This window comes from Nocardiopsis sp. N85 (assembly GCF_028882275.1).
Lineage (GTDB): Bacteria > Actinomycetota > Actinomycetes > Streptosporangiales > Streptosporangiaceae > Nocardiopsis > Nocardiopsis lambiniae.
Genome location: NZ_JARBUT010000009.1, coordinates 152323 through 173894, shown reverse-complemented (window position 1 = coordinate 173894; position 21572 = coordinate 152323). Strand labels below are relative to the sequence as shown.

Sequence of the window (21572 nt, the reverse complement as noted above, 5' to 3'; positions counted from 1 at the left end):
CCCTTCGCGGGTCCGACACGACCGGGACACGAAGCAAATGGGGTGGTGCGATTCGGTTACCGGTAGGTAGAACTGTGGGAGTCGGTCCGCTCCGGTCTCCCCACGACCGGTTCGACCGATCCCACGCTGTACACCACTCGCACCGACCACCGGGAACGGGAACGGGAATGAGTCCTCAACGGCAGGGAACGAACAGCGAAACCGCCATCGGCGATGGAGTCGGCCTGGCCGCTCACATCGCGGCGGTCGCCCGACTGCGCCGCGACTACCGGGCGCTGCCCCCGGACGCACCCGTCCGGCTGGCCAAACCCACCTCCAACCTCTTCCGATTCCGCGAACCCACCGGAGCCCCCGCCCTCGACGTCTCCGCCTTCGCCGGCGTCATCTCCATCGACCCGGTCGAACGCCTCGCCGACGTCGGCGGCATGACCACCTACGAGGACCTGGTCGCCGCCACCCTCCCGCACGGGCTCATGCCCACCGTCGTCCCCCAGCTGCGCACCATCACCCTGGGCGGCGCCGTCACCGGGATGGGCATCGAATCCTCCTCCTTCCGCAACGGCCTGCCGCACGAGGCCGTCCAGGAGATGGAGATCCTCACCGGCTCCGGCGACATCGTCACCGCCACCCGGGACAACGCGCACTCGGACCTCTTCCACGGGTTCCCCAACTCCTACGGAACCCTCGGTTACAGCCTGCGCCTGCGCATCGCACTCGAACCCGTCTCCCCGTACGTGCACCTGCGCCACCTGCGCTTCCACTCCGCGGCCGAGGCCATGGACGCCCTCGCCCGCATCTGCGCCGACCGTTCCCACGACGGACGCCCGGTGGACTTCGTCGACGGCGTCGCCTTCTCCCGCGACGAGCTCTACCTCACCGTGGCCCGGTTCACCGACCGGGCGCCCCGGCTCAGCGACTACACCGGTAGGGACATCTACTACCGCTCGATCCAGCGCAACGCCGACCGCGGATCCGGCGACCACCTCACCGTTCACGACTACCTGTGGCGCTGGGACACCGACTGGTTCTGGTGCTCGCGCGCCTTCGGCGTCCAGCACCCCCTGGTGCGCCCCCTCTGGCCGCGCTCCCTCAAACGCTCCGACGTCTACCGCAGGCTCGTGGCCTGGGACCGGCGTACCGCCTTCTCCCGGCTGCTCGACCACTACCGGGGCCACCGGCCCCGGGAACCCCTCATCCAGGACATCGAGGTGGGCGTGGAGCGCGGCGCCGAGTTCCTCGACTTCTTCCACGACGAGATCGGCATGACCCCGGTGTGGATGTGCCCCCTGCGCCTGAGCGAACCCCGCGGGGCGGCCCCGGACCTCGACGGCCACGTGTGGCCGCTCTATCCGCTGGAGAACGACCGCCTCTACGTCAACTTCGGCTTCTGGGGCCTGGTGGACATGAAACCCGGCCAGCGCCGTGCCCACCACAACCGGCGGATCGAGGAGCGCGTCGCCGAACTCGGCGGCCACAAGTCGTTGTACTCCGACTCCTTCTACACGGAGGACGAGTTCTGGCGGCTCTACAACGGTTCGGCCTACGCCGACCTCAAGGAGACGTACGACCCGCAGGGGAGGCTGCTCGACCTGTACGCCAAGTGCGTACGCAACGGCTGACCCGTGCGACAACGGGAGGCGACCCGTGGGGCGGGCCGCGTCCACGAGAGGAAGGAACAGAACATGCGGCTTGCCGAGATCTTCGAGCGCATCGTCGGACCCGACGCGCCCATTCACTTCACCGCCTACGACGGCAGTGCCTCCGGGGATCCGAACAGTGGCGTCCGGCTGCACGTGCGCACTCCGGTCGCGGTCAATTACCTGGCCCAGTCGCCCAACGCCGTGGGGCTGACCCGCGCCTACGTGTCGGGGCATCTGGAGGTGGAGGGCGACATGTACACCGTCCTCAGGCGGATGGCCGATTTCGTCTTCGCCAAGGGGATCACCGTCTCCCCCCGCGACCTGGTGGCCATCGCCCGCTCCATCGGCTGGGTCAAGTTCGTCAACCGGGTCGCCCCGCCGCCCCAGGAGATGACGCGCGGACGCCTGGCCGGGCTGGGCTGGCGCCACTCCAAGCAGCGCGACGCCGAGGCGATCCACCACCACTACGACGTCTCCAACGCCTTCTACGCAATGGTCCTGGGCCCTTCGATGACCTACACCTGCGCGGTCTTCGACGACGCCGACGGCGCCCTGGACCGGGTGGCGGCCGACGACGGCGCACTGGAGAGCGCCCAGTTCCGCAAGTACGAGCTGGTCTCGCGCAAGCTCGGCCTGGAACCGGGCATGCGCCTGCTCGACGTGGGCTGTGGGTGGGGCGGCATGGTCATACACGCCGCCCGCGAGCACGAGGTCAAGGTCCTGGGCGTCACGCTCTCCAAGGAACAGGCCGAATGGGCGGCCAAGCGCATCGCCCAGGAGGGACTGTCGGATCTGGCCGAGGTCCGCCACATGGACTACCGGGACGTCCCCGACGGCGGCTTCGACCGGATCAGCTCCATCGGCCTGACCGAGCACATCGGGGACCGCAACCTCCCGGCCTACTTCTCGTCGCTGCACGACAAGCTGGTCCCGGGCGGAAGGCTGCTCAACCACTGCATCACCCGGCCCCGCAACGACCTGCCGCCCATGCACACCGACGGTGTCATCAACCGCTACGTGTTCCCCGACGGTGAACTGGAGGGCCCCGGCCGGATCCAGACCGCCATGAACGACGCCGGGTTCGAGATCCGCCACCAGGAGAACCTGCGCGAACACTACGCGCTCACCCTGCGCCACTGGGGCGCCAACCTGGAGCGCAACTGGGACGACGCCGTCGCCGAGGTCGGCGAGGGCACCGCCCGCGTGTGGCGGATGTACATGGCCGGCTGCGTGCTCGGCTTCGAGCAGAACGTGGTGCAGCTCCACCAGATCCTCGGCGTCAAGACCGACGGCGCCGATTCCCGCATGCCGCTGCGTCCGAGTTTCCAGTGACCCCGCGGGCCGGGATCATCCCGACGGTGATCCCGGCCTGTCCGGTCCACACCCGGGCCCGTGACACGGCATCATGGACCCGACACCGTACGAGGAGCGTTCCGTGACCGAGAACCCCGAGGGGCAGGGCCCCCTCGCACCGGATCCGCCCGATCACGTCAAGCGGACCGCGATCGATCTGATCGCGGCCTACGCCGACCACGATCGGGACGCGTTGGAGCGGGTGATCCCGCGGGCGACCGACGACGCCGAGGCGGTGCGGTCCGAACTGCGGATCATCAGCGCCTTCCTCGGCCGCCGCGTCCAGGAGACCGGGGTGGTGTGGAAACCCGTCGACTCGCGGGAGGCCGTCGCCCGCACCGTGGCCGAGATGCTCCCGCCCGAACTGGAGTTCGCGGTCTCCACCGCCTGGGAGGCGCACACGGTGGGCGAGGAGGAGGCCGCCGAACGCCTCACCCGCGGGGACCCCATGGTCTACGTGCACATGCTCGCCGCGTTCGGCGCCGCCATCGGGCTCGCCGTGTACAAGCGCGCCGAACTCGTCTCGATCCTGCGTCAGGTCACCGGGCTCTCCGAGTGAGGGAAACGGGCAGGGGCGTCATCGCGCCCCTGCCCTCACGGCGCTTCGGGGTCGTCGGGTGATCCCCCCTTAACGGCTCAGACACGAATGTCAGCGGTTTACTTCACTCCGGGCGGTTCCTTACGTAGGTTTCCTACCAACCCCGAGGGGACCCACGAAAGGAACGGGAGGCGAGCCCATGGCCCGCACACGAACCCGCAAGTACGTTCCGCTCCCCGCGGCCGCGCTCGCCCTGACCCTGGCCGCGACCGCGTGCACGGGCGGTGGTGGAGGCGGTGACGCCGACACCCTCACCGTGTGGATCATGCAGGGCACCAACCCCGACGAGAGCGGATTCTTCGACGAGGCCAACGCCGCCTTCACCGAGGAGACCGGCATCGAGGTCGACGTCGAGTTCGTGCCCTGGGACGGCGCCCAGGAGAAGATCTCCACCGCCATCGCCGGCGGCACCACACCCGACGTCATCGAACTCGGCAACACCTTCGTCCCCGGATTCGCCGACTCCGGGGCCCTGCACGACCTGTCCGGGTACGGCGTCGACACCTCCCTCTACGTGCCGGGCCTCATGGACATGGGAGCCGTGAACGAGGGCGTCCACGGCGTCCCCTGGTACGCCTCGATCCGCTCCATGGTCTACCGCACCGACGTGTTCGAGGAGCACGACCTGGAGGTCCCCGAGACCTGGGACGAACTCCGCGAGACCGCCCTGGCGATCGAGGAGGCCGAGCCCGACATGATCGCCCTGCCCGTGCCGGGCGACGCCCAGTACTCGGTGATGCCGTGGATCTGGGGCGGCGGCGCCGAGATCGCGGTCCAGGGGGCCGACGGCACCTGGGTGTCCGAGGTGGACACCCCCGAGGCGCGCGCCGGGATCGAGTTCTTCACCGGCTTGGCCCTGGAGGACGACACCTCCACCACCGGCGCCGTCAACTGGAACGAGATCAAGATCATGGAGTCCTTCTCCGAGGGCGACGCCGCCATGGCCCTGCTCGGCAGCGCCAACCCCAAGGCCATCGTCGAGAACAACCCGGAGTTGGAGGGCGCCCTGGGTTCCTTCCCCATCCCCGGCCGGGAGAGCGGCACGTACACGCCGTCGTTCGCCGGCGGTTCGCTGTTGTCGGTGTTCGAGGGCACCGGCAACGAGGAGGCCGCCTGGAGCTACGTGGAGCACCTCACGAGCGAGGAGAACATGATGCTCTGGGCCGAGCAGACCGGTTTCTTCCCCGGCCTGCTCTCCGGCGTGGACACCTTCACCGCCTCCGCCGACCCCGTCCTGGAGGCCTACGCGATCCAGCTCAACGAGGCGAGCAAGGGCGTGCCCACCGCCCCCGCATGGAGCCAGGTCGAGGCCGAACAGGTCCTGGTCGGCATGCAGCAGGCCATCCTCAACGGCACCTCGGTCGAGGAGGCCACCACCAAGGCCGCCGATGACATCGAACGCATCCTCAACGGGGGCTGACACGTGGGAACACCGGTCGGGCAGGCCGTCGACGGACACGGTGCGCGGCAGCACCGCCGTGCGCCGACGGGCCCGCCCGGCCGGGGGCGGCGCGCGTCCGCCCTCGGCCTGAGGCGGCGCCGCGCCCTCCTGCCCTGGGTACTGCTCGCCCCCGCCCTGGCGGTCATCGCGGCCCTGCTGCTCTTCCCCCTCGCCCGGATCGTGTGGCTGTCCTTCCGCGAGTACCGGCTGCGCAACCTGGTGTCGGGCGAATCCGAGTTCATCGGGCTCGCCAACTACGTCTCCCTGTTCACCGACTCCTACCTGTGGCGGATCGCCCTGCCGAACACGGTGGTGTTCGCCGCGGTCGCGGTCGTCGCCACGGTGGTCCTGGGCACCCTCGTGGCGCTGCTGCTGTCCCGGCTGCGACCGGTCACCCGGGTCGTCGTGGTCTCGTGCGTCATGGTGGCCTGGGCCATGCCGGCCGTCAGCGGCACCTACGTGTGGCTGTGGATCTTCGACGTCGACGACGGCATCGTCGCCCAGGCCCTCATGCGGCTGGGGGTCATCGGCCCCGAGGGGTACAACTGGTTCGCCGACCGGCTGTTCTTCTACGCCATCGTCACCCTCAACGTGGTCCACGGCGGTTTCCCGTTCGTGGCCGTCACCGTCCTGGCCGGCCTGCTCACGGTGCCCCGCGAACTGCACGAGGCGGCCCTCATCGACGGCGCCGGCGCCTGGAAACGGTTCTGGCACGTCACCTTCCCCGTCCTGCGCCCGGTGTTCGCCGTCGTCACCATCCTGTCCACCATCTGGGACTTCAAGGTGTTCGCGCAGGTCTACCTGATGCCCGGCGGTGGGGTCGGCGGCTCGGAGATGCTCAACCTGGGCGTGTGGACCTACGTGAGCTCCTTCGGCCAGCGGGACTACGGGACGGGATCGGCCATCGCCGTCGTCCTCACCCTGCTCCTGCTGGGCGTCACCGCGATCTACCTGCGGGCCCTGTTCCGAGAGGACGAACTCCGTTGAGCGCCCCCGTCGACACCGACTGGGAACACCGGGTCCGTCGGGCCCGCCGACACGGCGACGCGCTGCGCCTGACGCGGCTCCTCGGCCGGGCCGCGGGGGTGACCGCGATCCTGCTGTTCACCCTCTTCCCCGTCTACTTCATGATCGCCAGCGCCTTCTCCGGCCGGATGACCTCCGGCATCGGCACGCTGGTGCCCCGGGACCCCACCCTGGACAACTTCGTCCACGTCCTCACCGAGGGCGACTTCGGGCTGTACATGCGCAACTCGCTGGCGGTCGCCGGCATCACCGTCGTCGGGGCGTGCCTGCTCTCCCTGCTGGCCGCCGTGGCCGTGGCCCGGTTCCGCTTCCGGCTGCGCACCTCGGTCCTGGTGATGATCCTCATCGTCCAGATGGTCCCCCTGGAGGCCCTGGTCATCCCCCTCTTCCTCCAGGTGCGCGACCTCAGGCTGCTCAACACGGTGCTGGGCCTGGGCATCGCCTACATCGCGCTGTCCCTGCCGCTCGCGGTGTGGATGATGCGCGGATTCGTGGCCGCCGTGCCCAAGGAGGTGGAGGAGGCCGCCTACATCGACGGCGCCTCCTGGCCCGTCATGTTCTGGCGGGTGCTGTTCCCGCTGGTCGCACCGGGCCTGGTGGCCACCGCGATCTTCTCGTTCATCATCGCCTGGAACGAGTTCGTGCTGGCTCTGACGTTCATGCAGCAGAGCGACAAGTACACCGTCGCGGTGGGGCTGCGCCGGTTCTTCGGCGAGTACGCCAACGAGTGGGGACACGTCATGGCGGCCTCGACCCTCATCACCCTTCCGGTGATGGTCTTCTTCGTTCTGGTACAGCGCTGGCTGGCCGCCGGACTCGTCCAGGGCGCCGTCAAGGGCTGAAGGGCCGGGGAGACGAGGTGAAGAGGGGAGGGGCGGGACCCGCGCGGTCCCGCCCCTCCCACGTCCGAGAGCGTCAGCCGCGCAGCTCGCGCTTGAGGATCTTGCCGGTGGAGGTCATCGGCAGGCTCTCGCGGAACTCGATCTCACGCGGGTACTTGTACGCCGCCAGACGCGCCTTGGACCACTCGACCAGTTCCTCGACGGTGATCTCGACGCCCTCCAGGGGGATCACGAACGCCTTGATCTCCTCGCCGTGGGTGTCGTGGGGGACGCCGACGACCGCGGCGAGGCTGACCGCCTCATGGGTCATCAGGACCTCTTCGATCTCGCGCGGGTACACGTTGTATCCGCCGCGGATGATCATGTCCTTGGACCGGTCGATGATGAAGTAGAAGCCCTCGTCGTCGCGCCGGGCGATGTCGCCGGTGCGGAACCATCCGTCCCTGAGCACCTCGGCGTTGGCCTCGGGCCGGTTGTGGTAGCCCTTCATCACCAGGTGGCCGCGGATGGCGATCTCACCGACCGGGTCCTCGTCGCCCTCCTTGACGATCTCGTTCCACTCGTGGTCGATCAGCTTCATCTCCACACCCCACAACGGCCGGCCGATCGAGCCGGTCTTGGCCTTGACGGCGGGGTTGTTGAAGGAGGCGGCCGGGGAGGTCTCGGACAGGCCGTAGCCCTCCTTGATCCCCACGCCGAACGTGTCCACGAAGTCCTGGGCGAGCTGGGCGGGCAGCGCCGCGCCGCCGGAGACCGCGTCGACCAGGTTCTCCGCGATCGCCTTGAGGTCGTACTTCCCCTCACCGGAGGAGCGCACCGCGTTGAGCAGGCCCCAGTACATGGTGGGCACCCCGGCGAACCCGGTGACGCCCTCCTTCTCCATCAGGCGCAGCGCCTCGTCGCCGTCGAAGCGCGGCATGAGCACCAGGGTCGCGTGCCGGTACAGCGCCGCGTTGAGCATGACGGTCTGACCGAAGATGTGGAACAGCGGCAGCACCACCAGGGCCACGTCGCGGCCGTCCGGGTGGGGGTTGACCAGGCTGCACGAGACGATCGAGTTCATCATCAGGTTGTTGTGGCTCAGCTCGGCGCCCTTGGGCCTGCCGGTGGTGCCGCTGGTGTAGATGATGACCGCGGTGTCGTCGGAGTTCGCCTGCACGGTCTCGAAGTCGCCCGGCCGGCCCTCCAGGGCCTTCCACAGCGTCTCGGCGCCCTCGATGGCGGACTCGGTCGCGCCGGGGGAGGCGGGCAGGTCGATGTAGATCTCACAGGTGTCCACCTGGTTGAACGCCTCGAACGCGCGCTCGCCCAGCGGCAGCTCCGGGGTGCCGGTGAACGCGAAGATCGCCTTGGCGCCCGAGTCCTCCAGGTGGTAGGCGATCTCACGCGGGGTGAGCAGGACGTTGAGGGGGACGACCACCGCCCCCGCCTTCAGCGCGCCGTAGTAGACGAACGGGAAGTAGGGCACGTTGGGACTTGCCAGCGCGATCCGATCACCCGGCCGGATCCCCCGGGCGACGAGAAGGTTGGCGACCTGGTTGGCGATCATGTTGGTGATCGCGTAGTTCAGGCGCAGATCGCCGAAGACCAGGCAGTCCTTCTCGGGGACGGATCGGGCGCCGTCCTCCAGGACCACGGACAAGTTGAGCATGGGGCCTCCCGCAGGCGGATGTGCCGTGAAAACGGCAGAGATGGAACCCGGTGTGATCCGGGTCGCGTGTTCTGCGCCACTTTTACGGCAGAGTAACAAACCGGGCGGTCGGTGTGGAGGGGCGAGGGGTCCGTAATATCACGCGACTTCCCCTCACCCTCCGTGACGATGGCGTGTCGTGAAGGGCCGCCTCGGAACCCGTCCCCAACCCGTCCGAACCGCCCGGGGGCGGCCGAAAACCCGTCCGCGCCCCACCCCGCCAGCCGCTAACCTGAAACGGAGTGCACCGGCCGACACGGTGCGCGCGGACGGACCGACCCGAGGGAACAAGCAGCGATGACAGCGGTAGACGGCGACCAGACGACGGGCGACACCTACGACGCCCGCGCCCTCCAGGACAAATGGCAGGCGCGCTGGGCCGCCGAACTCCCGTTCCAGGCGAGCGAGGACCCCGGCGACACCCGGCCCCGCTCCTACATCGTCGACATGTTCGCCTACCCCTCCGGGGACCTGCACATGGGCCACGCCGAGGCCTACGCCATCGGCGACGTCATCGGCCGCTACCGCTTCCAACGCGGCGACAACGTGCTGCACCCCGTCGGATGGGACTCCTTCGGTCTGCCGGCCGAGAACGCCGCCATCAAGAACAACTCGCACCCCGCCGAGTGGACCTACGCCAACATCGACACCCAGGCGGCCTCCTTCGGCCGCTACGGCATCGCCGTCGACTGGTCCCGGCGTCTGCACACCAGCGACCCCGAGTACTACAAGTGGAACCAGTGGCTGTTCACCCGGTTCTTCGAGCGCGGCCTGGCCTACCGCAAGGACGGCCAGGTCAACTGGTGCCCCAAGGACCAGACCGTGCTGGCCAACGAGCAGGTCGTCCAAGGGCGCTGTGAGCGCTGCGGCACCGATGTCGTGCGTCGCAGCCTGAACCAGTGGTACTTCAAGATCACCGACTACGCGCAGCGCCTGCTGGACGACATGGACCAGCTGGAGGGCGGTAACTGGCCGGACGAGATCCTGGCCATGCAGCGCAACTGGATCGGCCGCTCCACCGGCGCCGACGTCGACTTCTCCATCGAGGGACGCGACGAGCCGGTCACCGTCTTCACCACCCGGCCCGACACCCTGTACGGCGCCACCTTCTTCGTGGTGGCCGCCGACGCCGACCTGGCCGACGAACTGTGCGCCCCCGAGCGGCGCGAGGCCTTCGAGGCCTACCGCTCCGACGTCGCCAAGCTGTCCGACATCGAACGCCAGACCACTGAACGCCCCAAGACCGGCGTTTTCCTGGGTCGTCACGCGATCAACCCCGTCAACGGCGAGCGCATGCCCGTGTGGGCCGCCGACTACGTGCTGGCCGACTACGGCCACGGCGCCATCATGGCGGTGCCCGCCCACGACCAGCGCGACCTCGACTTCGCCCTGGCCTTCGACCTGCCCGTCCGGGTCGTCGTCGAGACCGGCGAGCCCGACCCCGTCGAGACCGGCGTCGCCACCACCGGCGAGGGCACCCTGCGCGACTCCGGTCCCCTGGACGGCCTGTCCAAGACCGAGGCCATCGAGCGGATCATCGAGGTCCTGGCCGAGCGCGGCACCGGCAAGGGCACCATCAACTACCGCCTGCGCGACTGGCTGCTCTCCCGCCAGCGCTACTGGGGCACGCCCATCCCGATCATCCACTGCCCCTCCTGCGGCGAGGTGCCCGTCCCCGACGAGCAGCTGCCCGTCACGCTGCCCGAGCTCAAGGGCGCCGAACTGGCGCCCAAGGGCGTCTCCCCGCTGGCCGGCGCCACCGACTGGGTCAACGTCGACTGCCCCTCCTGCGCCGGCCCCGCCCAGCGCGACACCGACACCATGGACACCTTCGTGGACTCGTCCTGGTACTTCCTGCGCTACTGCTCGCCGCGCCTGGACACCGCGCCCTTCGACACCGAACTGGTGAACGAGTGGGGCCCCGTCGACCACTACATCGGCGGCAAGGAGCACGCGACCCTGCACCTGATGTACGCGCGTTTCTTCACCAAGGTCCTGCACGACATGGGCCTGGTGTCCTTCACCGAACCGTTCCGCCGCCTGACCAACCAGGGCCAGGTCATCAACCAGGGCCGGGCCATGTCCAAGTCCCTGGGCAACGGTGTCGACCTGGGCAAGGAGATCGACGCCTACGGTGTCGACGCGGTCCGCCTGACCATGCTGTTCGCCAGTCCGCCCGAGGAGGACGTCGACTGGGCCGACGTGTCCGTCGGTGCCGCCCAGAAGTTCCTCAACCGGGCCTACCGCGTGATGAACGAGGCCGGCGCCGCCTCGAAGCCGGGCGTCGACGTCACCACCGGCCACACCGAGCTGCGGCGGGCCACCCACCACGCCATCGACCAGGTCACCGCCCTGGTCGAGGCCAAACGGTTCAACGTCGCCATCGCCCGCGTCATGGAGCTGGTCTCCGCCGCCCGCAAGGCGATCGACTCCGGTCCCGGTGCCGCCGACCCGGCGGTGCGCGAGGCCGCCGAGTTCGTCGCCATCGCCCTGTCCCTGTTCGCGCCCTACGTGGCCGAAGAGGGCTGGGAGCGCCTCGGCCACACCGGTACCGTCGCCGTCGGCAACTGGCCCGAGGCCGACCCCGCCCTGCTGGTCCAGGAGACCGTGACCTGTGTCGTGCAGGTGCAGAGCAAGGTCCGTGACAAGCTGTCCGTTGCGCCCGACATCGATCCGGCCGAACTGGAACGGCTCGCACTGGCATCGGAGAAGGCGCAGGGCTTCATCGGCGACAAGCAGATCCGCAAGGTGATCGTGCGCGCGCCGAAACTGGTGAACATCGTCGTCGGCTGACCCGGCACCGCGACGGCGGCCGCGATGGGCGGCCGCCGTCGCGATGCCGTCCGACCGGCGACCGGACAGGGAGGCGGTGACCGGGTGGGTCCCCTCGTACGGGCGGCCGTGATCACGGCGGGCGTGGCGGTGGTGTCCGTCGCGGCGATCGGCGGCGGGCTGTGGGCCGCCCGGGACGACCCCGACCGACCCCACCCCGGGGACGTCCACACCTCCGCACCCGACTGCGGTGACCTGGGCGGACCGCTCGACGAACACCTGCCCGGCGCCGTCTTCGACCTCGACGGGCGAGGACCCCTCTCCGGAGGGGAGGGCGTCGTCTGCCGATGGACCTCCGCGGGCACCTCCGACGACGCCCGTCAGGGCGCCCTGCGCGTGGAGTTCTCCGCGCTGTTCACCGACCCCACCGACGCCGAACCCGTCCCCGGCGCCGACCGGGCCCGCGAGGCCTACGAGGCCCTCACCCCCGGAACCGCCGAGGCGGTGGCGCTGCCCACCGGTGAGGGACAGGTGTGGCGGGGCGGATCGCCCGGTGACACCGAACTCGCCTTCTTCGTCGACAACCTCCTCGTCCGCGTCTCCTACGCGGCCGTGGACGGGACCGAACCCGTCGGCGCCGACGAGGGCCGGGACACGGTCGTGGCCTTCGCCGAGCGGATCGGTGAGGGCCTGTGAACCCTCACCACCCGATGCCCGAGACCGTGCCCGCCGGTCAACCCCACAGCCGTGGCTGCGCCGCCGTCGGCGTGATCCTCGCCGCGGTGCTCCTCCTCGGCGCGGCGGGAGGGGCCGCCTGGTACGTCCTCACCCGGGAGGACCCCGAGACCGGTGCCTACGACGCGGCCCCCGGCTGCGAGGTGGGGGAGACCGGTGCCCTCGACGCCCGGGTCCCCGACCACGAACCCACCCTGGAGGAACCCCTCGGCACCGCCGTGGACGTGTTCGGCCAGGGGTGGCAGTGCCGCTGGGCCACCCCCGGCGGCGACGGTGACTCGGTGCCCGCCACCGCCACCCTCGTCCTGGTGGCCGCGCCCAACCCCGGCGGGGTGCCGACCGCGCGGGACAACTTCGACTCCACCACCTCCCGCCACGCCACCACCCCGGTCGAGGACCTGGGGGAGGAGTCCGTCGCCTGGATCGCGGAGGACGTCTACACCACCGCCTGTGTGGCCACCCGTGTCTCCAACCTGTACGTGGAGACCTGCCACAGCACGGCGGCCGGCTACGACGCCCGCGAACCCGCGGACGAGGAACGCGTCATCGCCGGGGCGGAGGAGATCGCCCGCGCCACCGTGGCCGCCCTCCCAGACGAGGTCGTCGGGGAGGGCGACTGACCCCCGGGTGAGAGGTGGGGCGTCGGCGGCCTCGGAGACGGCCGCCTCCCCCGTGCCGTTGGCGGGCGTGCCCGGCCGGGGGCGTTCGTCCATCCGGGCCGACGGGGCACGGGGACCGGACCCGTCGGGTGCTCGGGGTCCGTCCCATCAGGACCGCGTGCCGGGCCACCGGGGGTTCTCCGGGCCGGTGGGCGCGGGGTTCACCAGGCGGAGTCGACGAACTCCGTCAACGCCGGACCGACCTGCGGCGCGAGGGGACGCTCGGAGTCCAGTACGGTCGCCCCCGGCTCGTCCTCGTAGATCCGGAAGATGTGGTCGGCCTCGGGGACGTCCACCCGTTCGGCGTCGGGCAGCCCGGTCATCAACCGGTCCACGTCCTCCCGGGAGACCTGGGCGTCCGCCTCTCCCCACAACACCAGGACCGGGGTGTCCGCGGGCAGCGCCCCGGCCAGCTCCACCGGGTCCAGCGCGTCCATGGAGGCCAGGAAGTCGGCGTTCTGGCGCGAGTACAGGGAGCCGATGAAACCGCTCAGGTCGTCGGGCACCGCCCGACCGCCGCGTACGGCGGCCCGCCCGGCTCTGGCGTCGGAGAGCAGCGTCACCGCCTCGGTCTCGGCGATCCCTCCCTGTGCTTCGAGCGTTCGCACCTGTTCGGTGAGCTGACGGTCCAGGAGGTCCAGGTAACGGTTCCCGACCGGGGCGGCCAGGATCAGCGCGGGTTCGGCGTCCACCAGTTCGTGGGCGCGCAGGGCGTACAGCGATCCCTCGCTGTGCCCCACCACCGCGGTGCGGTCCGGGTCCACCTCTCGCTGGTCCACCAGCGAGGTGTAGGCCGCCGTCACCTGGGCCTCGAACAGGCCCGGGTCCACCGGGTCGTCGGGGTCGAGGTCGCCCATGCCGGTCTCGCCGCTGCCGAGCTTGTCGTAGCGCAGCGACGCCACCCCGGCCTCGGCCAGCAGCCGCGCGAAGTTCAGGTTGGTGTTCGCCTCCGGGCGCATGTCGCCGTTGCCGTCGCGGTCCGTGGGGCCGCTGCCCGAGATGATCAGCGCCCCCGGCACCGGGCCGGACACGTCCTCGGGCAGGGTGAGGGTGGCGAACACCTCCAGCCCGTCCACGGTGAAGCTCAGCTCCCGTTCCAGCCCCGTCACCCCGGGCTGGGGGGCGGTCTCCTCCTCTGCCGTCGGAGTGCAGGCGCAGGTCGACGCCACCAGGGTCACGGCCACGGCTGCCGCCGTGGCGCGTCCACGGGCGGAGCGGGAGGAGGAGAGGGAAGCGAACACCCCCTCAGCTTAGGGGAGGGGCGGTCCGGGGGAACTGCGGCGGCCGGAGGACGCGACCCGGGGTGAGGGACGGCGAGGAGAACGCCCGCGAGGCCGGGGTCCCGTGGCGGTCGCCCCGTCGGTACGCCGGTCGAGGTCCCGCCGGGGGCGGGGGTGATCGCGGGTGGTGGGTGAGGGGCCGTGGGTCCCGTGGTCGACCCCCTGTGGGAGATCCACCGGGCGTCCGCCTGCCGAGGTCCCGCCCGGGGCGGAACCGTGGGATCCCACGGGTACCTCCGTGGCGCCCGCCCCCGTGCGGCGGGGGCGGGCCGAGCGGTCAGATCCGGCGCATCACGGTGACGACCTTGCCCAGGATGGTGGCGGCGTCCCCGTTGATCGGCTCATAGGCGTCGTTGCGCGGCATCAGCCACACGTGCCCGTCCTCGGTGCGGCGCAGCACCTTGACCGTGGCCTCCTCGTCCAACAACGCCGCGACGATGTCACCGTTCTCGGCGTCGGGCTGTTGGCGGACCACCACCATGTCGCCGTCGGTGATGGCGGCGTCGGTCATCGAGTCGCCGACCACGGTGAGCATGAACAACCGGCCCTCGCCGACCAGCCGGCGTGGCAGCGCCAGCACGTCCTCCACCGACTCCTCCGCCAGGATCGGCCCTCCCGCGGCGATCCGACCGATCAGGGGCACTCGGGCGGAGCTCGCCGAGTCGGACTCCTCGGGGGTCGGAACCCGCATGCCGGGGTGGCCGGGCCGACGCAGCTCCACGGCGCGCGGCCGGTTCTGATCGCGGTACAGGTAGCCCTTGCGCTGGAGCACCTTGAGCTGATGCGCGACGCTGGAAGGGCTGGACAGGCCGACCGCTTCGCCGATCTCCCTTATCGACGGCGGATAGCCGCGCTCTCGCAGGTACCGCTGGATGCAGTTCAGGACGCTCTGCTGACGCGCGGTCAGCTTGGGCGCCTCTTCGGGTGCACCCGGCTCGCCCACGGGCGCGAGAACGGTGGTGGTTCCGGAATCCAGGGTTCCGGGATTCTCCTCCGGCACGGCCGGCCTCCTCGGCATTGGTTCGGTCAGGGCCTGTGGCCACCACCGGTCCGCGCCTTCACCGGACCTCAGTCCGCGCGATGGCGAAACCGGCGTGAAATCAAGGCCAACGTTAGTCGTTGCGCACGGTGATATCAAACAAGCGTTCGAGGCCTGTGGATAATTGCCGTGGGATTTCCCGGACGATTTTCCGACCTCACTTACGTGTGTACACGTGTTCACGTCGTGTCGTCCCCGGAATGGCGCAAGATGTGCGCCCGGGTTCGAGAACTCGGGGATGTGGGGCTCGTCTCTTCCGCGCAAAGGTCGGTCCGAAAACCGGCGAGGCACGTTGGGGGCCGATCGGCGGCGATATCCTGGGCCGCGTTCCCCGTGTGACACGCGTACCTGCGGAGCTTGCGGCACGCTCGACCCCCGGGCTAGGTTCGACCACAACATCTGGTGTCGATCTATGAAGCTTCGACCTAGGAGTTGTGGTTAAGTAGAGGCAGGGGTTGTCAGTTCGGCGAGGGGAGCAGGTGAACCGGGATGCATTGTCCGTTCTGTCGCCATCCGGACACCCGAGTGATCGACAGCAGGTCCACCGACGACGGTGCGGCCATCCGTCGGCGCCGCTCCTGCCACGCCTGCGAACGCCGTTTCACCACCCAGGAGACCGTCCTCCTGATGGTGGCCAAACGCTCCGGGGTCACCGAGCCCTTCAGCCGCACCAAGATCATCGCCGGCGTCCGCCGCGCCTGTCAGGGCCGCCCCGTCTCCGAGGACGCCCTGGCCAAACTCGGCCAGCAGGTCGAGGAGGAGATCCGCGGACGGGGCGTCGCCGAGGTCCCGGCCCATGAGATCGGCCTGGCCATCCTCGGCCCGATGCGCGACCTCGACGAGGTCGCCTACCTGCACTTCGCCAGCGTCTACCGCGGTTTCGAGAGTCTCGCCGACTTCGAGGCCGAGATCGCCAGCCTGCGCCGCGACCGCGAGGCCGAGGCCCGGGCGGGGCAAGAGGCCGACAGCACGGCCTGACACCGCTCTCCGGGGGCGGTGGAGGGGCCGCCCCCGCGCACCCACTTCGCGCCACACCTTCGGGGGACTCCGCCATGACGGAAACCACCAGCGGATCGACGGGACGTAAGGGCAAAGGGAAGCGCAAGGGGCTGAAGATCCCACGGATCTTCACCACCGAGGGCGTTCATCCCTACGACACCCTGGAATGGGAACGCCGGGACGTCGTCATGACGAACTGGCGCGACGGCTCGGTCAACTTCGAACAGCGCGGGGTGGAGTTCCCCTCGACCTGGTCGATGAACGCCACCCAGATCGTCACCGGGAAATACTTCCGGGGCGCGGTCGGCACCCCCGAACGGGAGTGGAGCCTCAAACAGCTCATCGACCGCGTCGTCGGCGTCTACACCCGCACCGGACACGAACACGGGTACTTCGCCACCGAGGCCGACGCCGAGATCTTCGATCACGAACTCAAGTACGCCCTCTCCCACCAGTTCTTCAGCTTCAACTCACCCGTCTGGTTCAACGTCGGAACCTCGGCGAAGGCGCAGGTCAGTGCGTGTTTCATCCTGTCCGTCGAGGACACGATGGAATCGATCCTGGACTGGTACAAGGAAGAGGGGACCATCTTCAAGGGCGGCTCCGGCGCGGGGGTCAACCTCTCCCGCATCCGCTCCAGCAGGGAACTGCTCTCCTCCGGCGGCACCGCGTCGGGGCCGGTCTCGTTCATGCGCGGAGCCGACGCCTCGGCGGGGACCATCAAGTCCGGCGGCGCCACCCGCCGGGCCGCCAAGATGGTCGTGCTCGACGTCGATCACCCCGACATCGAGGAGTTCGTCGAGACCAAGGCGCGGGAGGAGCACAAGATCCGCGCGCTGCGCGACGCCGGGTTCGACGTCGACCTGGGCGGAGCCGACATGGTCAGCGTCCAGTACCAGAACGCCAACAACTCCGTGCGCGTCTCCGACGACTTCATGCGGGCCGTCGAGGCCGGCGACGACTTCGGGCTGGTCTCCCGGACCACCGGAGAGGTCATCGACGAGATCGACGCCAAGACCCTCTTCCGGAACACGGCGCGGGCCGCCTGGGAGTGCGCCGACCCGGGGATCCAGTACGACGGCACCATCCAGGACTGGCACACCACCCCTGAATCCGGCCGCATCAGCGCGAGCAACCCGTGCTTCCCGGCCGATCAGAGGGTCGCGACGGACAAAGGGCAGATCGCCATCGGCGACCTCGTACGCCGGGCCGCGCTCGGAGAGACGTTCGCGGTCTACACCGACGACGTCACCTCCGAGGGGGAGCCCGGGGAGGGAGTGACGGCGACGGTCCCGGTCCGCTACATGGTCACCGGTACCAATGAGATCCTCGAACTGCGCTTCTCCGACGGCTCGCGGCTGCGCTGCACCCCCGGCCACCGTGTCTGGACGGGCAACCGGGGCTGGGTGCGCGCCGAGGACCTGGACGAGGACGACCGCGTGGTCCGCTCCTTCCACTACGCGCCGCGGTCGAACCCCGACCTCGGGCTGCCCGCCGCCGCGCTGGAGGCCGCACGGCAGGGCGCGCTCGGCCCCCACGCCCGCCCCGTCGCCCTGCCCGACAAGTGGGACGAGGACCCCGACCTCGCCCACCACCTGGGATGGCTCATCGGTGCCGGGTCGGTCACCGGCGACGAGGTCACCACCGTGTACGGCACCGCCGAGGAGCGGGAGACCGTCCTGCCCCGGCATCTGGCGCTGATCGAGCGGCTCACCGGGCATCCGAGCGAGCCCGATGTCCGGGCGAACGGCACGGTCCGACTGCGCGTCACCCACCCGGGCATGGCCGCGTTCGTGCGCGCGCTCGGCATCGGCGCCACCGCCGAGCGCGCGTCGGTGCCCCCGGCCCTCTTCGAGGCCCCGGAGGAGGCCGTACTGGAGTTCCTCCGGGGCCTGTTCGACGCGGCCGGGTGCGTGGTGGACGCGCCCGACGGCACCCGCCACGTCGGCCTGAGCAGCCGTTCGGACCGGCTTCTGCGGGACGTGCAGGAACTGCTCGCCCCGCTGGGCATGGCGAGTCGTGTCCATCGCACGTCCCGTGGCGAGCCGACGAGCTCCTCCCATCTCCGCGAGGACGGCGGCGAAGCGACCTACGGCGGCGACGGTTCCTTCCATGAACTGCGCATCACCGGCCGATCGCTGCGCGAGTTCGCCGCAGCGGTCGACTTCTCACGTGAGGAGAAGGGGGAGGAACCGCGCAGGACGGCGGACCTCCGCCGGGAGTACGCCACCGACGAGACGGTCCGACTGGTCTCCCGAGAGCCCCAGGGACACGAGACCACCTACAACCTCACCGAGCCCCGCAACCACTCGTACATCGTGGCGGGAACGGTCGTCGCCAACTGCTCCGAGTACATGCACCTGGACGATTCGTCCTGCAACCTGGCGTCGATCAACCTGCTCGCGTTCCTGCGCGAGGACGGCACCTTCGACGTCGACGGCTTCACCCGGCTCACCGAGCTGATCATCACCGCGATGGACGTCTCCATCACCTTCGCCGACTTCCCCACCGAGAAGATCGGCGAGATCACCCGCGCCTACCGTCAGCTCGGCATCGGCTACGCCAACCTCGGCGCCCTGCTCATGACCACCGGGCACGCCTACGACTCCGAGGGCGGCCGCGCCATCGCCGCCGCGATCACCTCGCTGATGACCGGAGTCGCCTATCGGCGCAGCGCCGAACTCGCGGGCGTCGTCGGAGCCTACGACGGCTACCGGCGCAACGCGGAGTCCCACGAGCGGGTCATGCGCAAGCACGTCGCCGCCAACGACGCCCTGCGCACCGTCGGGACCCTGGAGGAGCCGATCCACGCCGCCGCCACCCGCGCGTGGGCCGCGTGCCTGGAGACGGGTGGGCGACACGGCTGGCGCAACGCCCAGGCGAGCCTGCTGGCGCCCACCGGGACCATCGGCTTCATGCTCGACTGCGACACGACGGGGATCGAGCCGGACTTCTCACTGGTCAAGTTCAAGAAGCTGGTCGGCGGCGGGTCCATGCAGATCGTCAACCGGTCGGTGTCGCGGGCCCTGCTCAACCTCGGCTACCGGCCCGAGCGGGTCGAGGCGATCGTCGAGTACGTCGCCGAGCACGGCCACGTGGTCGACGCCCCCGGTCTGCGGGAGGAACACTACGAGGTGTTCGACTGCGCCATGGGCCGCCGGTTCATCGAGCCCATGGGGCACGTGCGCATGATGGCCGCCGTGCAGCCGTTCCTGTCCGGGGCGATCTCCAAGACGGTGAACGTGCCGGAGACGGCCACCGTCGAGGACTTCGAGCACATCTACCTGGAGGGCTGGCGGCTCGGCCTGAAGGCGCTCGCGGTCTACCGGGACAACTGCAAGGTCGGCCAGCCGCTGTCCACCTCCCAGGAGGCGCCGAAGGCGGCCGAGACGCCCCGGCCGGTCCGGCGGCGACTGCCCAAGCAGCGCCCCAGCGTGACCACCTCGTTCTCGGTGGGCGGCGCCGAGGGCTACATCACCGCCGGCTCCTACCCCGACGACGGGCTGGGCGAGGTGTTCATGAAGCTCGGCAAGCAGGGGTCCACCCTGGCCGGGGTCATGGACGCCTTCTCCATCGCGATCTCCATCGCCCTCCAGTACGGGGTGCCGCTGGAGACGTACGTGGAGAAGTTCACCAACATGCGGTTCGACCCCGCCGGGATGACCGACGACCCCGACATCCGCATGGCCCAGTCGGTGATGGACTACATCTTCCGTCGGCTGGCGCTGGACCACCTGTCCCCGGAGGAACGGACCGCACTGGGCGTGCTGTCGGCGGCCGAGCGGGAGGCACAGCTGGCGGGGGAGGACACGGCGCAGGTCGCCGCGCAGGTGGAGTCCTACGCCCAGTCCGCGCCCACGGGCGAGCGGGAGCCGAAGGTCGCGCCGCCCACCGGTGAGGCGCACTCCACCACCGAGGTGGTCGAGCGCGCGCAGGGGTTCGTCGCCGACGCCCCGCTGTGCGTCACCTGCGGCACCAAGATGCGCCCGGCCGGGAGCTGCTACGCCTGCGAGGGCTGCGGCTCCACCAGCGGTTGCAGTTGAAACGAGGCAGAGTTTTCCGAGAAGCCGCTCTGGAGCGGGGCGCGGACGACGGTAGGCCCCGCTCCAGAGATCGGTGAGCCATGCGGGGCCTCGGTGCGGCTTCCCGACGGAGCAAGTACGTCGCGTACTTGGCGTACTTGTCTGCTGATGGCAAGCTGAGAGCACGCCCAGACGGAGGTACCGCCATGACGACTGTGCACTACGACAGCTATACCGAAGCCCGCATCCATCTCAAGGCACTCCTGGACGCGGCGGAGAGGGGTCGAGTCGCCACAGTACGTCGTGAATCGGCTAGAACCGCTGTCGTGGACGTCGAGAGGCTGCGCCACTACCTCGCTACAGTCACTCCATCGCGTGCGCAGGTGGTACCTGAGGCCGAAGGATGGTCCGTCTTCATTCCAGGGCTGCCCGTCGCCGCGGACGGAGCCTCCTTCGAGGAGGCCCTCGCTGAAATGGTCGACGCCCTGCGGGAGTACGCGGAGGACTGGCAGGACTACCTGTTGGACGCGCCCAACCATCGGGAGAACTGGGGGCTGGTCCAATTGATCAGCCTCAGCGACGATGAGCAGCTGCGCGACTGGCTGGTGGGCAAGGCACGGTGACCTGGCCACAACCCACACGTGAGCATCATGACCGCTTCTGTAGGACGGAAGGGTGGCGTCTGGTCAGAAACGCCCACGGTGGCACAGGCACCCGTCACCTGACCTATGTACCGGATGTGCCGGATGGGCGGATCTTGAGAACGCGGGTGTCCTGGCCTGTGGATCGAACCGACTATGGCGGGAGAATGTGGCCGCACATTCTCCGGGACCAACTCGACGTCGACGAAGCCACGTTCTGGGCATGTGTTCGGGACCGAGCCGTTCCCGATCGGGGCGTGCCCGCGCCCCCTTCGGAGGCTCTGCCCGCTGATCTCGTCCACTTGCTGATCTCCAACCTCGGTCTTGACGAGACCGAGATCGCGCGGATGGACAAGGAGGAGGCGGTGGGCAGACTTCGGCGGTACTGGATGGAGGGTGACCGGTCGGGCGACCCGGGGAGTACCGCCCCCTCCGAATGAGCGCGCCGTACCGTCGTCCCGGTCCCCTCTCCGGCATCGTCCCGAGGGCCGGAGAGGAGACCCGTGTCACGCACCGCCCACCACGTGGAGGCCCACCGGCGGGGCCGGCCGATGTTCGTCCTGCGCCGGGGCCGCTCGCCAGGGCGGATGGTCCGTCGGGTGCGGGTGCACGAACTCGCCCGGGTCCTGGCCCGAAGCGGCTCCCTGGGCCCTGAGGAGGCCGTCGCCGAGCGCCGCGAACGCCGCCGTGCGCGCCGGGCCGCCGACCTGTCCCGCCGCGCCGTCGTCGCCGACGGCCGTCTGAACCCCGAGGCCGCCGACGAGGTGGTGTGGCCTCCCGGCCACCACCGCAGGAGCGCCCTCTGGTCCGTCTGAAATCGTCACGGTGTATCCGT

17 protein-coding genes are annotated in these 21572 nt (G+C 69.9%); 14 read left to right on the top strand and 3 right to left on the bottom strand.

Annotated features, from left to right (window positions below):
* The first annotated feature begins 167 nt into the window (after window positions 1–167).
* The 6 genes from PWG71_RS14950 to PWG71_RS14925 all read left to right on the top strand — a co-directional run bounded on the left by PWG71_RS14950 (window position 168) and on the right by PWG71_RS14925 (window position 6900).
* Window positions 168–1619 carry an FAD-binding oxidoreductase gene (locus PWG71_RS14950; protein ID WP_274810317.1) on the top strand — a complete coding sequence of 484 codons (1452 nt, stop codon included), beginning with the start codon at window positions 168–170 and terminating at the stop codon, window positions 1617–1619.
* A 63-nt stretch (window positions 1620–1682) separates the two neighbouring features.
* A complete protein-coding gene (locus tag PWG71_RS14945) occupies window positions 1683–2972 on the top strand; it encodes an SAM-dependent methyltransferase (RefSeq protein WP_274810316.1) in 1290 nt (429 codons plus the stop codon).
* Between the two features lie 73 nt (window positions 2973–3045).
* The gene (locus tag PWG71_RS14940) at window positions 3046–3552 is read left to right on the top strand and encodes a hypothetical protein (RefSeq protein WP_446725031.1); all 507 of its coding nucleotides are present in this window, start codon (window positions 3046–3048) and stop codon (window positions 3550–3552) included.
* A 178-nt stretch (window positions 3553–3730) separates the two neighbouring features.
* On the top strand, window positions 3731–5011 hold the full coding sequence (locus tag PWG71_RS14935) for a sugar ABC transporter substrate-binding protein (RefSeq protein ID WP_274810314.1): 1281 nt from the start codon (window positions 3731–3733) through the stop codon (window positions 5009–5011).
* A 108-nt stretch (window positions 5012–5119) separates the two neighbouring features.
* Window positions 5120–6019: a carbohydrate ABC transporter permease gene (locus PWG71_RS14930; RefSeq protein ID WP_274810399.1), complete on the top strand. Its 900-nt coding sequence runs from the start codon at window positions 5120–5122 to the stop codon at window positions 6017–6019.
* Window positions 6020–6087: 68 nt separating this feature from the next.
* Entirely contained in the window at window positions 6088–6900 is an 813-nt protein-coding gene (locus PWG71_RS14925; RefSeq protein WP_274810398.1) for a carbohydrate ABC transporter permease, read from the top strand.
* 73 nt (window positions 6901–6973) lie between these two features.
* Here PWG71_RS14925 and PWG71_RS14920 read toward each other — a convergent pair whose 3' ends face one another.
* Window positions 6974–8551 carry a long-chain-fatty-acid--CoA ligase gene (locus tag PWG71_RS14920; RefSeq protein ID WP_274810313.1) on the bottom strand — a complete coding sequence of 526 codons (1578 nt, stop codon included), beginning with the start codon at window positions 8549–8551 and terminating at the stop codon, window positions 6974–6976.
* Between the two features lie 336 nt (window positions 8552–8887).
* Here PWG71_RS14920 and leuS point away from each other — a divergent pair, with 336 nt between their 5' ends.
* The 3 genes from leuS (at window position 8888) to PWG71_RS14905 (ending at window position 12717) form a co-directional block, all read left to right on the top strand.
* Entirely contained in the window at window positions 8888–11383 is a 2496-nt protein-coding gene (leuS, locus tag PWG71_RS14915) for a leucine--tRNA ligase (protein ID WP_274810312.1), read from the top strand.
* A gap of 84 nt (window positions 11384–11467) precedes the next feature.
* Window positions 11468–12058: a hypothetical protein gene (locus PWG71_RS14910; RefSeq protein ID WP_274810311.1), complete on the top strand. Its 591-nt coding sequence runs from the start codon at window positions 11468–11470 to the stop codon at window positions 12056–12058.
* Between the two features lie 14 nt (window positions 12059–12072).
* Window positions 12073–12717, top strand: coding sequence for a hypothetical protein (locus PWG71_RS14905; protein ID WP_274810310.1), 645 nt, complete (start codon window positions 12073–12075; stop codon window positions 12715–12717).
* Between the two features lie 200 nt (window positions 12718–12917).
* Here PWG71_RS14905 and PWG71_RS14900 read toward each other — a convergent pair whose 3' ends face one another.
* Together PWG71_RS14900 and lexA are read right to left on the bottom strand one after the other, a co-directional pair.
* Window positions 12918–13997, bottom strand: a complete 1080-nt coding sequence (locus PWG71_RS14900) for an alpha/beta hydrolase family protein (protein WP_274810309.1) — start codon at window positions 13995–13997, stop codon at window positions 12918–12920.
* A 316-nt stretch (window positions 13998–14313) separates the two neighbouring features.
* On the bottom strand, window positions 14314–15036 hold the full coding sequence (gene lexA / locus PWG71_RS14895; RefSeq protein WP_274810308.1) for a transcriptional repressor LexA: 723 nt from the start codon (window positions 15034–15036) through the stop codon (window positions 14314–14316).
* Between the two features lie 528 nt (window positions 15037–15564).
* Between lexA and nrdR the strand changes: the two genes are divergently transcribed.
* The 5 genes from nrdR (at window position 15565) to PWG71_RS14870 (ending at window position 21552) form a co-directional block, all read left to right on the top strand.
* Window positions 15565–16053 (top strand): transcriptional regulator NrdR, encoded by a 489-nt coding sequence (nrdR, locus tag PWG71_RS14890; RefSeq protein WP_274810307.1) that lies wholly within the window; start codon window positions 15565–15567, stop codon window positions 16051–16053.
* Between the two features lie 74 nt (window positions 16054–16127).
* Window positions 16128–20117, top strand: a complete 3990-nt coding sequence (locus tag PWG71_RS14885; RefSeq protein WP_274810306.1) for a vitamin B12-dependent ribonucleotide reductase — start codon at window positions 16128–16130, stop codon at window positions 20115–20117.
* Between the two features lie 80 nt (window positions 20118–20197).
* Complete coding sequence (locus tag PWG71_RS14880) at window positions 20198–20719, top strand: prevent-host-death protein (protein ID WP_342455976.1); 522 nt, start codon at window positions 20198–20200, stop codon at window positions 20717–20719.
* A gap of 275 nt (window positions 20720–20994) precedes the next feature.
* Window positions 20995–21177, top strand: a complete 183-nt coding sequence (locus PWG71_RS14875; RefSeq protein ID WP_274810304.1) for a hypothetical protein — start codon at window positions 20995–20997, stop codon at window positions 21175–21177.
* 63 nt (window positions 21178–21240) lie between these two features.
* Window positions 21241–21552, top strand: a complete 312-nt coding sequence (locus PWG71_RS14870) for a hypothetical protein (protein ID WP_274810303.1) — start codon at window positions 21241–21243, stop codon at window positions 21550–21552.
* The last annotated feature ends 20 nt before the right edge of the window (window positions 21553–21572 follow it).